This is a genomic window from Ensifer adhaerens (assembly GCF_001270265.1).
GTDB classification, from domain to species: Bacteria; Pseudomonadota; Alphaproteobacteria; order Rhizobiales; family Rhizobiaceae; genus Ensifer; species Ensifer adhaerens_B.
Map to the genome: position 1 here is coordinate 97602 of NZ_LGAP01000015.1, position 12845 is coordinate 110446.

At 64.2% G+C, this 12845-nt stretch carries 14 protein-coding genes; 4 read left to right on the forward strand and 10 right to left on the reverse strand.

Features of this window, described 5'->3' with window-relative positions; all coding sequences use genetic code 11:
- The first annotated feature begins 10 nt into the window (after positions 1-10).
- Positions 11-433 carry an organic hydroperoxide resistance protein gene (locus AC244_RS20825; RefSeq protein WP_053250789.1) on the forward strand — a complete coding sequence of 141 codons (423 nt, stop codon included), beginning with the start codon at positions 11-13 and terminating at the stop codon, positions 431-433.
- A 196-nt stretch (positions 434-629) separates the two neighbouring features.
- Here the strand turns inward: AC244_RS20825 and AC244_RS20830 are convergent, their stop codons facing one another.
- Positions 630-2192, reverse strand: coding sequence for a helicase HerA-like C-terminal domain-containing protein (locus AC244_RS20830; protein WP_053250730.1), 1563 nt, complete (start codon positions 2190-2192; stop codon positions 630-632).
- Between the two features lie 359 nt (positions 2193-2551).
- On the opposite strand from AC244_RS20830, the gene AC244_RS20835 reads away from it, so the two are divergent.
- Positions 2552-2944 carry a DUF2780 domain-containing protein gene (locus AC244_RS20835; protein WP_053250731.1) on the forward strand — a complete coding sequence of 131 codons (393 nt, stop codon included), beginning with the start codon at positions 2552-2554 and terminating at the stop codon, positions 2942-2944.
- Positions 2945-3031: 87 nt separating this feature from the next.
- On the opposite strand, the gene AC244_RS37200 is transcribed toward AC244_RS20835, so the two are convergent.
- Genes AC244_RS37200 through wrbA form a run of 3 tightly spaced genes read right to left on the reverse strand, consistent with a single transcriptional unit; the run spans position 3032 to position 5032 of the window.
- Entirely contained in the window at positions 3032-3190 is a 159-nt protein-coding gene (locus AC244_RS37200; protein ID WP_161807886.1) for a hypothetical protein, read from the reverse strand.
- Positions 3144-4400 carry a CynX/NimT family MFS transporter gene (locus tag AC244_RS20840; RefSeq protein ID WP_063934130.1) on the reverse strand — a complete coding sequence of 419 codons (1257 nt, stop codon included), beginning with the start codon at positions 4398-4400 and terminating at the stop codon, positions 3144-3146. The genes AC244_RS37200 and AC244_RS20840 overlap by 47 nt, the downstream gene beginning before the upstream one ends.
- Entirely contained in the window at positions 4400-5032 is a 633-nt protein-coding gene (gene wrbA / locus AC244_RS20845; RefSeq protein ID WP_053250790.1) for an NAD(P)H:quinone oxidoreductase, read from the reverse strand. The genes AC244_RS20840 and wrbA overlap by 1 nt, the downstream gene beginning before the upstream one ends.
- A gap of 129 nt (positions 5033-5161) precedes the next feature.
- On the opposite strand from wrbA, the gene AC244_RS20850 reads away from it, so the two are divergent.
- Positions 5162-6070 (forward strand): LysR family transcriptional regulator, encoded by a 909-nt coding sequence (locus AC244_RS20850; protein ID WP_053250791.1) that lies wholly within the window; start codon positions 5162-5164, stop codon positions 6068-6070.
- A gap of 9 nt (positions 6071-6079) precedes the next feature.
- Here AC244_RS20850 and AC244_RS20855 read toward each other — a convergent pair whose 3' ends face one another.
- The 3 genes from AC244_RS20855 to AC244_RS20865 form a co-directional block, all read right to left on the reverse strand.
- The gene (locus AC244_RS20855; protein WP_053250732.1) at positions 6080-7240 is read right to left on the reverse strand and encodes an MFS transporter; all 1161 of its coding nucleotides are present in this window, start codon (positions 7238-7240) and stop codon (positions 6080-6082) included.
- Between the two features lie 119 nt (positions 7241-7359).
- Positions 7360-8196, reverse strand: coding sequence for an aldo/keto reductase (locus AC244_RS20860; RefSeq protein ID WP_053250733.1), 837 nt, complete (start codon positions 8194-8196; stop codon positions 7360-7362).
- An 87-nt stretch (positions 8197-8283) separates the two neighbouring features.
- Positions 8284-9465, reverse strand: a complete 1182-nt coding sequence (locus AC244_RS20865) for an MFS transporter (RefSeq protein WP_053250734.1) — start codon at positions 9463-9465, stop codon at positions 8284-8286.
- A gap of 140 nt (positions 9466-9605) precedes the next feature.
- Between AC244_RS20865 and AC244_RS20870 the strand changes: the two genes are divergently transcribed.
- Positions 9606-10499 (forward strand): LysR family transcriptional regulator, encoded by an 894-nt coding sequence (locus tag AC244_RS20870; protein ID WP_053250792.1) that lies wholly within the window; start codon positions 9606-9608, stop codon positions 10497-10499.
- A 47-nt stretch (positions 10500-10546) separates the two neighbouring features.
- On the opposite strand, the gene tam is transcribed toward AC244_RS20870, so the two are convergent.
- From tam to AC244_RS20885, 3 genes are all read right to left on the reverse strand, one after another.
- Entirely contained in the window at positions 10547-11320 is a 774-nt protein-coding gene (tam, locus tag AC244_RS20875) for a trans-aconitate 2-methyltransferase (RefSeq protein ID WP_053250735.1), read from the reverse strand.
- Positions 11321-11332: 12 nt separating this feature from the next.
- Positions 11333-11995: a haloacid dehalogenase type II gene (locus AC244_RS20880; RefSeq protein WP_053250736.1), complete on the reverse strand. Its 663-nt coding sequence runs from the start codon at positions 11993-11995 to the stop codon at positions 11333-11335.
- A 181-nt stretch (positions 11996-12176) separates the two neighbouring features.
- Positions 12177-12737, reverse strand: coding sequence for a phosphatase (locus tag AC244_RS20885; RefSeq protein WP_053250737.1), 561 nt, complete (start codon positions 12735-12737; stop codon positions 12177-12179).
- Positions 12738-12845 lie beyond the last annotated feature (108 nt).

Consider the following 12845-nt stretch of genomic DNA (forward strand, 5'->3'; position numbering starts at 1 on the left):
GACCCCGCCAATGCCCATTCTCTATCGTACCACTGCATCCGCAACCGGTGGCCGTGCAGGCCAGGCCAAGAGCGCCGATGGCGTTCTCGACGTCACGCTGACCGTGCCGAAGGAACTGGGCGGCGACGGCGCCCGCGGCACCAATCCCGAGCAGCTTTTCGCAGCCGGCTATTCCGCCTGCTTCCTCGGTGCGCTCAAGTTCGTCGCCGGCAAGGAAAAGGTAAAGCTTCCCGAAGACACCACGGTGACGGGCACGGTCGGCATCGGCCCGCGTGAGGACGGCACGGGCTTCGGCATCGACGCCGCGCTCGAAATCTCGTCGCCGGGCGTCGACAAGGCGGTTCTCGAAGATCTTGTCCAGAAGGCGCATATCGTTTGCCCCTACAGCCACGCGACCAAGGGCAATATCGACGTCACGCTCACTGTCGCCTGAGGCCCTCATTTCGCTGAGAAAATAACAAAGCCCGGCGGGATGGTTCCCGCCGGGCTTTGTTGTATGCCTTGATGCTCAGATCCTCGCGTCATTGACGGCGAGATGGAGCGCTATCCGATGCAGGCACGCCCTGATCCGGCGGACCAGGGCGTTCAGAAATCGTCATTCGTATAGTCTTGGCGGACAGCGTCCGCGACTAGCGCCTGCTGAGGCTGCCGAGGATGCCGCGAACCAAAGCGCGACCAACCTGGGTCGCAACGGTGCGGGCAACCGATTTCATCGCCGCTTCCACCACGGTCTCCCGTTGATATCCGGAGGAACGCGGACGGGCCTGCTTTCCGGCAGGCGCCGCCGGCTCGTCGTCGCCGAAGCCCGGAAGCGTCCAGCGGCTACCGCCGGTATTGGCTTCCACCGGTTCCTGCTCGGCCTGCTGCTGCGCTTCCGCCGCTTTCTTCGCCCGTGCCGTCAGCATTTCATAGGCCGATTCACGGTCGAAATCTTCGTCGTACTGGCCACGAACGGGACTGACATCCATGACCTTCTGCCGCTCGTCCGCCGTCAGCGGGCCGACGCGGGACTGCGGCGGTCGCACCAAGGTGCGCTCCACCATCGTCGGCGCGCCCTTGCCTTCGAGGGTGGAGACCAGGGCCTCGCCGGTGCCGAGATTGGTGATGACCGTCGCGCAGTCGAACTCCGGGTTCGGACGGAAGGTGTCGGCGGCGGTCTTCACCGCCTTCTGGTCGCGCGGCGTATAGGCGCGCAGCGCATGTTGGACGCGGTTGCCGAGCTGGCCGAGGATCGTTTCCGGTACGTCGAGCGGGTTTTGTGTCACGAAATAGACGCCGACGCCCTTGGAGCGGATGAGGCGCACGACCTGTTCGACGCGCTCGGTCAGCACTTTTGGCGCATCGTTGAACAGCAGATGCGCTTCGTCGAAGAAGAACACCAGCTTCGGCTTTTCGGGATCGCCGACTTCGGGCAGCTCCTCGAACAGCTCGGACAGCAGCCAGAGCAGGAAGGTCGCGTAGAGGCGCGGGTTCATCATCAGCTTGTCGGCGGCAAGCACCGAGATCGCGCCGCGCCCGTCATTGGTCGTGCGCATGATGTCGGTGATCTTCAGCGCCGGTTCGCCGAAGAAATGTTCGGCGCCCTGCTGTTCCAAGATCAGCAGTTCGCGCTGGATCGAGCCGACCGAGGCCTTGGAGATAAAGCCGAACTGGTTGGAAAGCTGGGTGGCGTTCTCGCCCATGTAGTTGAGCAGCGCCTGCAGGTCCTTCAGATCGAGCAGCGGCAGGCCGCCCTGGTCGGCGATCTTGAAGGCGATGTTGAGCACGCCTTCCTGGGCATCCGTCGCGTTCATCAGTCGCGACAGGAGGAGGGGACCCATTTCCGACATGGTGGTGCGGACGCGGTGGCCCTTTTCCCCGTAGAGATCCCAGAAGATCACGGGAAATTCCTGGAACTCGTACGGATTGGTCGGCAGGCCGATCTGTTCGGCGCGCTTGAGGATGAAGTCCTTGGTCTCGCCGATCGCGCCGATGCCCGAGAGGTCGCCCTTGACGTCGGCGCAGAACACCGGGACGCCGGCGTTCGCAAACCCTTCGGCGAGGATCTGCAGGGTGATGGTTTTGCCGGTGCCGGTGGCGCCGGTGATGAGCCCGTGGCGGTTGCCGAATTTCAGCTCGAGATATTCGCCTTTGTTGATCGAATCGTCCGGCTTGCGGCTGGCGCCGATAAAGAGCTTGCCTTCTTCCACCATGTGGGCTTCATCTCCGTTTCATCAATGAAAGCGGGCGGTTCGCGACTTGTCTGCCGGGGCCCGTCATCGAAATGTGGCTCGACCCTGTTATAGGCGGTGCCGCTCCACCCGGCAACAAGGCGATTGTGGCGTGCAACCGCGAAACATGTCCCTTCAGCCGGGGGCCGATCGGTCGCATTGCCAACCGGTCACGACCGTGAAACGATTGTTCTGAGCTGTGGAATTGCTTTGCTGCGAGACGCGCTACGGGCTGCCCGAAAGCTGGTGGATTGCTCGGCATTCCATCCATAGTCGCTTGTTATTTCGCAAGCGATCATTTACCTTGACGTCAACGTCAAAATTCAACGAGGGAGTTTTCCATGAATGAACTGGTCACGCGCGTAGCGGAGAATGTTGGCCTTGAGCCTGCGACGGCTGAGAAGGCTGTCGGCATGATCCTCGGCTTTCTGCAGCGCGAAGCGGCCGACGGCCCGGTTGCCCAGATGATCGAATCGATCCCGGGCGCAACCGACCTGATCGCACAGTATAACGGCGAGGGCACGGGCGGCGGCGGTCTGCTCGGCGGCCTGATGTCGGCGATCGGCGGCGGCGGTGTCATGGCGCTCGGCCAGCAGCTGATGAGCCAGGGCCTTGGCATGGGCGAGATCACCTCGCTCGCCAAGGAAACCATCGCTTTCGCCAAGGAAAAGGCTGGCGCCGACGTGGTCGACGAAGTCGTCGCCTCGGTCCCGGGCCTCAGCCAGTTCGTCTGATCGCTTTCGGACGCGTTTAAAGAAAAACCCACCGGCGCTCGTGCCCGGTGGGTTTTTTGTTGTCGGGGCGTCATGCCCTGGACGGCGCTAACCGTCCGCGCCGTGCTCCAGCCGCCGCATCGCCTCGATCTGGCTTTCCGTTTCCCGTGCGTCGGCTCGGTGAAAGGGCAGTCCTTTTGCCAGGCTCGGCACCAGCACGTCAAAGGGCAGCGTCTTGATCAGTGCCAGCGAGGCGAGATAGGCCACCCGGTCGCTGCTCCCGGGCCCTGGCGCCAAGGACGCGATCGAGGGTTGTCGAAAGCAGGATGCAGAAGAGCGCGCCCACGCCGATGAAGGCAGCACCCGACGTCCAGCCGTAAAGTTCGATCGCGGTCCCGACGGCGACGGGGCCGACGAGCTGCCCGAGATTGCTGCCTTGCATCAGCAGACCCATCGCCATCGGCGCGAGCGCCGGGCGTGGCGACAGCATCGGCACCGTCGAGATCAAGGTCGCGGGGATCAGCCCGCCGATCGCTGAAAACAGCACGCACAGTGCAAACGTCACCGTGTCACCCGATTGCGAAAGGAAGATCCACAGGCCGGAGGCGCCCATAAGCGTGGCTGCAATGATAACGAGACGACTGCGGCCGATGCCTCGAGACAGCATGTTACCCGCCGCAAGATTGCCGATGACGTTGGCAAGCGTGATGAGGGCGCTGAGCACGCCCGCAGGTCCAAGCGAAACGTTCATGCGCGCGACGAGCAGGATCGGCAGGAAGCTGGACAGCGTGAACGACATCAGGCTGTAGAGGGCGAAAAGCGCAAAGAGCAACACCGGCCCGCGGCTTGTCAGCGTTGCGGTCGCGTCCGTGCGGAAGCCGCTGGCGGATGCGCGGGGCCCGCTCTGCGACGGTGAGACCGCTGCGATGACCGTCAACAGGCTGAGGAGCGCAATCAGGCCGTTGATCCACCAGATCGCCTGCCAACTCGCAAACAGCGGGCCTGAGAGCATCGCGATCGCCATGCCCGCCGGCATGAAGCAGCTCCAGAGCGCAAGGACGAGATCGCGCCGCGCGGAGGCGACAATGCGCATGAGGATCGCCGGACCGGCCACGACAACGAGCAGGAAACCGAACCCCTCGAAGATGCGGGACAGGATGAGCAGCGTGAAATTCGGGCTTGCGGCACCGATCATGATGCCGAATGTGAGGATGCCCATGCCGACGCCGAGCATACGCCGGTCGCCGATCGTGGCGACCATGGCTCCGGCCGGCATGCCGCCGACGACGCCGACGATTGCGAAGACGGAGGTCAGCCATCCAAGCCCGGTCAGGTCGAGCCCGAGGTCTGCCTGCAGCAGAGGGCCGGCGATCAGCCCCTTGCCGACCTGCATCGCTGCGACCATGCCGGCCGCAACGACTGCGGTGACTGCGATCCAGTCGGTTCTCTCCGGGGTAAAAGCGACGACCGCCGACATCAGGCCAGCTCCGCCACGCGTGCCCTGCCGGCGACCAGCGCTGATGCCAGTTCGGCGACGTGTCGGCCCTGGAATCGCGCGCCATCCAGTTCGTTGCGGCTCGGCTGCCGGTCGCCGCCCTTGCCGTCGTCGGCGAGTGTCGAGGCACCATAGGGCGAACCGCCGCTGATTTCATCCATGCGCATCTGGCCCTTGAAGCTATAGGGCAGGCCGGCGATCACCATGCCGAGATGCAGCAGCACCGTATGTGTCGCGAGGATCGTCGACTCCTGGCCGCCATGTTGGCTGCCGGTCGAGGTGAAGACGCTGCCGATTTTCCCGACCAGTGCATCCCTGGCCCAGATGCCGCCCGCCTGATCGAGAAAATTCTTCATCTGCGCGACCATGTTGCCGAAGCGCGTCGGGGTGCCGAAGATGATCGCGTCATAATCGGGCAATTCGGCAACGCTTGCGACCGGTGCATCCTGGTCGCGCTTGTAGCCGGCATTGATCGCGACAGTTTCGGGGACGATCTCCGGCACGCGTTTCAACGAAACGCTCGCACCGGTAGCGCGGGCGCCTTCGGCAACGGCTGCGGCCATCGTCTCGATGTGGCCGTAGGAGGAGTAGTAGAGCACGAGGATCTTTGTCATTTCGGTTTCCCTTGTTCCGCTTGTGTCGGCCCGCGGCGCGTTCGCGCTGCTGATGTCAGGGAGGATGGAGGCTTTCACTGATCTGAAAAAGTGATATAATTTTCATCAAATTGATCTATGGAATCGATCATGCTTGACGCCTTGACCCTCGACCAGATGCGGACTTTCGTGGTGGTCGCCGAGAGCGGCAGCTTCCGTTCCGGTGCGGCCCGGCTTTCGCGCGTCCAGTCTGCAGTCAGCCATGCCATCGCCAATCTGGAGGCCGGGCTCGGCGTTTCCCTGTTCGACCGCTCCGGCCATCGACCGGTGCTGACGCCCGAAGGGCAGGCTCTGCTCGCCAATGCGCGCGATATCCTGTTGCGCGTCGATGCCATGCGTGCCCGTGCGCGCGGCCTCGGTGAGGGCATCGAGCTGGAATTGTCGCTGATCGTCGATACGCTGTTCCCGATTGCGACCGTCGGCGCGGCGTTGAAGGAGATGCGGGTGGCCTATCCCTCGGTTGCCATCAGGCTCGCGGTCTCGCCGCTCGGCGGCCCGCTCGATGGCCTGATCGAACGGCGCTTCACCCTCGGCATCATGGTCGGCGAGGATTTTCGTGATCCGGCGATCGGCCGGCAGGCACTGACGGACGTCCATTTGATCGCGGTGGTCGCCGCTCAGCATCCGCTGGGCCTGAACGCCGTCAACGGCGTGCTCGGCAGCCCGGAACTCGCCGACCATCTGCAGATCGTCCAGTCGGACCCCTCGCAGCGCTCGGAAGGTCGCGACTTCGGCGTGCTTTCGCCGCAGACCTGCCGCGTCAGCAACCAGGACACCAAACATGCGATGATCCTGGCGGGGCTCGGGTGGGGGCGGCTGCCGCTCTGGCAGGTGGAGAGGGATCTGGCCGAGGGCCGGCTCATCCGCTTGCCGACGGCCTCGCTTGGCCGCAACAGCCAGGTCGCCGCCGAGGCCTATCTCGCGCACCGGATCGACGAGCCGCTCGGGCCGGCGGCGCGTGTTTTTGGCGATGCGCTCGCTCGGCTTTGCGGGCGCTGACGGCCGGGCCTATCGCCGGCCGGCGACGGCGAATATCAGCGTGAAGACGACCAGCACCATGCCGACGCCGAGCGGGCCGGCGGTCGGGTTGATCAGCGCCATGAGAAACCCGGTGGCGCCCGATCCGGCCGCACTGCCGGCCGCATAGGCGAGCGAGAAGGCGGCACTTCCAGCCACCAGCATGCTGCCGCGATATTGCTCGCCGAGCATGGTCAGTGCCGCCGTATAGAGCGCGAAGCTGGCAGCGCCGATCAGCGCGAACAGCGCCAGCAGCAGCGGCGCCGACGTGACCAGCGGAATGGCGAGATAGCCGGTTGCCGCCACCGCAGCTGCCGAGATCGCCACCCGTCGACGGGGCAATTTGTCGAGCAAGACGCCGATGAAGGGCTGCGCCAATGCTGTTGGCACCGCGAGCACCGTCACGCTCAACGCCGCAAAGGCCTGGGAATGGCCCGACTTGACGAAGTAGACTGGCATCGCCGAGATCGCCGCAATATCGGCAAAGCCGAACATCAGCACCATCAGGATCAGGATCGGCGCATGCCGGAAGAAGGCAAAGAGGTCGCGCGTCGACGACGGTTCCGGCCGCGTCCGCGCGCCCATGGTCAGAAGGCCGGTCAGGAAGGCGACGAGCGCGATGTAGATCGCCAGCAGCGCAAAGCCGAGACCGCCGCTGGTGCCGAGAAGCGGGATCGCCAGCGGTCCGGCCGCAAAGCCGCCGCACATGCCGGCGCCGTATAGGCCGGAAACCCGACCGCGCAGCCGGTCCGGGCAGGCGGTGTTGAGCCAGGCCTCGCCCAGCATGAAGACCATGCTGACGAAGAAGCCGAGCGCGAAGCGGGCAACAAACCAGATCGGCAGCGAGGACGTGGCTGCAAGCGTTGCGAGGCAGAGCGAACAGCCGCAGAGGCTGGCGATGATCAGCTTGTCGACAGAGGCACGCCGCGTCAGGTGCCCGAGCAGCAGGGTCGCCGCGGCAAGGCCGGCAGCAAAGCCCATGGCATTGAGGCCGATCGTGGCGGCCGAGACGCCGCGGCCTTCCAGCGAGAGCGAAATCAAGGGGTAGGTAAGGCCCTGTGCGACGGAAAAGGCGGTCACGCCAAGCACGACGGCAATGATGGCCGGCCAGTCCGGAGCGATGTCGCCCACCTCAACGGTTTTCGACGTCATCGACCCCTCCCTTCGACAGCTCGTCCCCCGGGGAGATCGGCATCGATCCCCTCGGGGATCTGCATAGATCATCCGCCGTCGGTTTGGAACTCGACCGGCGGCGGATCGGCAAACTATTGTCAGGCGGCCTTGTCCCAGACCGGCGACAGGTCTTCGGGGCTGACGATGCGGCCGTCCGGACGGGCAAGCGCGTGAATCGCTGCCATCTCGCCGTCGCCAAGCGCGAAGTCGAAGATGTCGAAGTTTTCCTTCAAGCGCTCGATCGTGGCGGTCTTCGAGAGCGTGATCACGTCCTTCTGTTGCACCAGCCAGCGCAAGGTCACCTGTGCCGCCGTCTTGCCATGGCGCGCGCCGATATCCTTCAGCAGCGGATCGTTGGGGACCTTGCCGTTGGCCATGGCGTAGTAGGCGGTGATGGACATGCCGTGCTTGCGGGCGGTGCCGAGCACCCTCGTCTGGTCGAGATAGGGGTGATATTCCACCTGGTTCGTGGCGATCGGCGCGTCGCTGAGTCTTACCGCCTCTTCCATCTGCGCGGTGTTGAAGTTGCTGACGCCGATATGGCGAACCTTGCCGGCCTTATGGACTTCGTTCAACGCGCCGATACGCTCGGCCATCGGCACGTCGCTACCGCCCGGCCAATGCAGGAGTAGCAGGTCGACGTGATCGGTCTTGAGCTTCGTCAGGCTTTCGTCGACCGAGGCGAGAAAGTCGCGATGGGCATATTTGTCGACCCAGACCTTGGTGGTGAGGAAGATGTCGGCACGCGCGATGCCCGACTGGTGAATGGCTTCGCCGACCTCGGCCTCGTTGCCGTAGATCTGGGCGGTATCAACGTGGTGGAAGCCGAGCTTCAACGCTTCCGGCAGCACGCGCAGTACGTCGGCGCCGGGCATGCGAAAGGTGCCGAAGCCGAGCGCCGGGATGTTGGCGCCGTTGGAATTGACCGAATGCATGTGGGAACTCCTTGTTTTTGCAGAGCACCCGGCCATCGGCCGGGCGGGAAAGAGACGAGGATATAGGTGGGCCTGACGGTCGCTTCTTCAAGCGGGTTGGCCGACGGTTTCTGCCTTGCGGTCAAGTGCGCCGCTGAGAAGTGTGAGCAGCAGGGCGGCCAGCACGAGAACGGAACCGACGACCGGCGTCATGCCGAGGCCGAGCGGCGAGGCGACGATGACGCCGCCGAGCCAGGCGCCAACGGCAATGCCGAGGTTGAAGGCGGCAATGTTGAGCGCCGAGGCGACGTCGACGGCGCCGGGCCGATGCTGCTTGGCAAGCTGCACGACATAGAGCTGCAGGCCGGGCACGGTGGCAAAGGACAGGAAGCCAAGGCTGGCCAACGTCAACAGCGTCAGGGCTTGAGAAGTAGCCGTGAAGGTGAAGAGCACAAGGACGATGGCTTGAGCAAGGAACAGCCCAACCAGCGCCTTCACCGGATCGCTGTTGGCGATCTTGCCGCCGGCGATGTTGCCGATCGCGATCGCGACGCCGTAGAGCACCAGGATCAGGCTGACGGCGCCCTCGGAAAAGCCGGTAATTTCCTGCAGGATCGGCGCCAGGAAGGTGAAGGCGACGAAGGTGCCGCCGTAACCGAGCGCGGTCATAGCGAAGACGATCAGCAGCCGGCCGGAGCCGAGAACGCGCACCTGGTCGATCAGCCGTGCCGGCGGCGCCTTGGTCAGCGTGTTCGGCAGCAGTGCTGCAATCGCGGCAAGAGCGATGACACCAAGCCCGGTGACGGCCCAGAAAGTGGCGCGCCAGCCAAATGTCTGGCCGATCCAGGTGCCGAGCGGCACGCCGGTGACGATCGCGACCGTCAGGCCCATGAACATCATGGCGATGGCCGAGGCGCGACGGTCCTCGGGCACGAGGTCGGCAGCAATGGTCGAGCCGACGGAGAAGAAGACGCCGTGGGCGAAGGCGGAGATGACGCGGGCGATCAGCAGCGGCTCGTAGCTCGGCGACAGCGCCGCTGCGGCGTTGCCGACGATGAACAGCGCCATCAGGCCGACCAGCAGCGGCTTGCGTTCGATCCGGCCGGTAAGAGCAGTCAGGATCGGCGCGCCGAAAGTGACGCCGAGCGCGTAGACGCTGACGATGAGGCCGGCAAGCGGCAGGGTGATGTGGAGGTCGCTCGCGACTGTCGGCAGAAGGCCGACGATGACGAATTCGGTGGTTCCGATCGCGTAGGCCGCGACCGTCAAGGCAAAGAGCGCAATGGGCATGACAAGACCTTTTCCCGCCGGGTTGGGAGGGACCGGGCGTTTTGGTGTTGATGGGTTCGAGGGGAATATGAGGGTGGAGAGCTTGCGCGATAATCCGTATAATCGGACAAACGACTGTGAACTGAATTCAAAGGTGGATGATGGACAACCGCGCCGGTGAGATGGAGGTCTTCGTTGCTGTCTGCGAAACGCGCAGCTTCTCGGCCGCCGGCCGGCGGCTGCGACTATCGCCATCCGCCGTCAGCAAGCTGGTCACTCGGATCGAGGATCGGCTGGGCACGCGCCTGCTGGTGCGCTCGACCCGGACCCTGCAATTGACGCCGGAGGGCGAAGTCTATCTGCAACGCGCCCAGCGCATCCTGACCGAGATCGCCGAGACCGAACAGCTGGTTGCCGCCGGTGGCCGGCTCTCTCCCCGCGGGCTTCTGCGCGTCAACGCATCGGTCGGCTTCGGCGAGCGTTATATCCTGCCGCTCGCACCTGAATTTCTTGAGCGCTATCCCGAGGTGCGCCTCGATCTGACCCTGACGGACAGCTTGATCGACGTGGTCGGCGAACGGGCCGACGTGGCGATCCGGACCGGCCCCTTGCGCGATTCGTCGTTGAAGGCCCGTAAGCTGATGGAAAGCCGGCCGGTGGTGATCGCGTCGCCGGCCTATCTCGCCAGACATGGCGTGCCGCAGACGCCGGCCGACCTGGAAAATCACAACTGCATTCGCTTCAACTTCCGCCGTAGTGTCGACGAGTGGGCCTTTCGTGCCCCAGGGCAGACCTCGGTCGAGCTTCTGTCCGTCTTCGGAAACCTGCAGGTCTCGAACGGCGCGATCGTCCAGCAGCTCTGCCTCGCCGGGGTCGGCATCGGCCGTATCGGCCGTTTCCACGCTGAGCCGGATCTGGCCGCGGGCCGACTGGTCGCACTGCTTGAGGACTACCGGCCTGACGAGATCGAGACGGTCTACGCCGTCTATGCCGGCCACGAACATCTCGCTGCCCGGATCCGCGCTTTCATCGACTTCCTGGCCGAACGGATCTGAAACGTGGGGGTCGCGCAGGCCTGGAAACCCGCTTCGTCTGATCGGACCTAGTCCGCCTTGACGGCGACGACGAAGAATCTTGGAAAGCGCAGGAGTACCCGGCCATCGTTCAGGGCCGGATAGGCGTCACGAATCCGATCGGTATAGGCCGCGGCAAAGGCGTCGCGTCGCTCCGGCGGCAGCGCATCGAGATAGGGGCGCAGTCCCGTACCCTTCACCCATTCGACGATCGCTTCGGCATTCGCCAGCCGATGATAGTAGATGGTATGCCAGACCTCGATGTGGGCCGCATGCTGCGACAGGCGCTCGACATAGACTGACGGCGACGGCAACGGATTGCGGCGGATCGTCCGGCCTTCGAAGGCGTCGGCGAAGTCCGCGCTGCGGGCGGTTTCTTCCATCAGCAGATGGGTCGGCTGGTCGAGATTGTCGGGCATCTGCACCGCAAGCGTGCCACCGGCAGCAAGGGATGCGGTCAGCCTTTCCAGGACGTCGAGGTGACCGGGCAGCCACTGGAAGACGGCATTGGCGAAGAATAGCGAGGCGCCCTTGGGCGGTGCCCAGGTTGCCAGATCGGCCTTCTCGAAGGTCAGGCCCGGCAGTCGCTTGGCGGCGGCCAGCAACATGTTCTCGTCGCTGTCGAGGCCGGAAAGCGGCGCGTCCGGAAATCGTTGCTGGATCAGTTCGGTCGAATTTCCCGGGCCGCAGCCAAGGTCGAAGGCAGGGCCCGACGGCAGGTCCGGAACCTGCGCCAGCAGGTCGCGGGCGGGCCGTGTGCGCTCATCTTCGAACTTCAGATATTGCGACGCCGACCAAGCCATTGAGACAAACCCTCAGATACCGAATTGCAGGCTTTCGAGCGAAGGCAGGATCAACGACGGGCCCTGGTCACGATATTCGTCGGGCATGTCCGCCCGGTTGATCCAGACCGTGCGGAAGCCGAACTTCGTCGCGCCTGCAATGTCCCAGCGGTTTGACGACTGGAAGGAAACCGCATGCGGGTAAAGCCGGTAGCGGGTGGTGACGAGATCGTAAACTGCCGGTGCCGCCTTGTAGGTCTTGACCGTGTCGACGGAGAAGACGTCGTCAATGACGATTTCGAGCGCTGCATTGTGCACGGCCGCGGCCAGCATATCAGGAGAACCGTTGGAAAGGATGGCCAGCCGCGCTCCGCGCTCCTTCAGCCCTTTGAGAACGGCGGGAACTTCGGGGTAGCAATCGAGCGTCCAATAGGCATCGAGCAGTCGTTTCCTCAGCTTGCGGTCAGCGGACGGGAACCGGGAAAAGGCATAGTCGAGCGACTGCTCGGTCAGTTGCCAGAAATCCTGATAGGCGCCCATCAGGGAACGCACCCAGGAATATTCGAGCTGCTTGGCCCGCCAGAGCTCGGAGAAGGCCTGCCCGTCCGGGCCGATCTCGGCAGCATGGCGCCGAACCGCCGCATGCACGTCGAAAAGCGTGCCGTAGGCATCGAACACATAAGCCGCGTGGGACATTCTTTCCTCCCGTCCGTCATCTCCGGCCGCACGGCGGGACAAGATTTCTCATCCCGTCAAAGCGTGTCCGAAAACAAAGGCTTACCGCATTGTGCCGGCGGAGGCACGTCGCGGATACCGTTCTTTTGCGTGATCATGTCAAAGATTTGTGCATTGCACAACGACATTGCGTCACCGGTCGTCAACCTTTGCCGGGTTTCCAGACCTTCGCGGGGAAGCGCAGGGCCTGCTTGGCAAGCTTTCCCTTGAGCCCAAGGGCCGTGTCGCAGAGCCCGACCACATGCCGGTTTGGCTTCGCCTCCGGCCGCAGCGCATGCAACGCGGCGGCCGCCTCTTCGGGCGACATGTATCGGGCAAGAAAGCCAAGGCTCAGCGCCGTCGCACGACCGATGCCGCGCAGACAGTGGACCAGGAGGTGCGCGTCTTCAGGCAGGCTGTCGATAAAGCTGAAGGCCGCCTCGATCGCGTCCGGCCGCGCGGCGTCGGGTGCATCGGGGTCGGTGGCGTCGCCGAAATAGAGTTCGAGGTGCCTTTCCGGTGGCAGTTCGATCATCGACAGCAACCGGCTCGCCGGCGCCCGCATCGAGATCAGGTGCGTCGGTGCCCAGAGCGCCCGATTGTGTCGGGCTTCCGTTTGCGAACTGATGATCATCCGGATGGGCCAGCCGGATGGATGGGCCGGATTGGCATCAAGGACAGGGCTGTAGAGTTCTTCCCCGGTGGCAGCTGCCGCTAGCGCCATGACAGGACCTCGTCGTGATTCTTCCTGTGATGATTTTGCCCTGAAAACGGTTCCGGCTTAAGGGCAAAATCGCATCCGCCTCCAAAAGCAAACAGCCTTTGAGGCGTG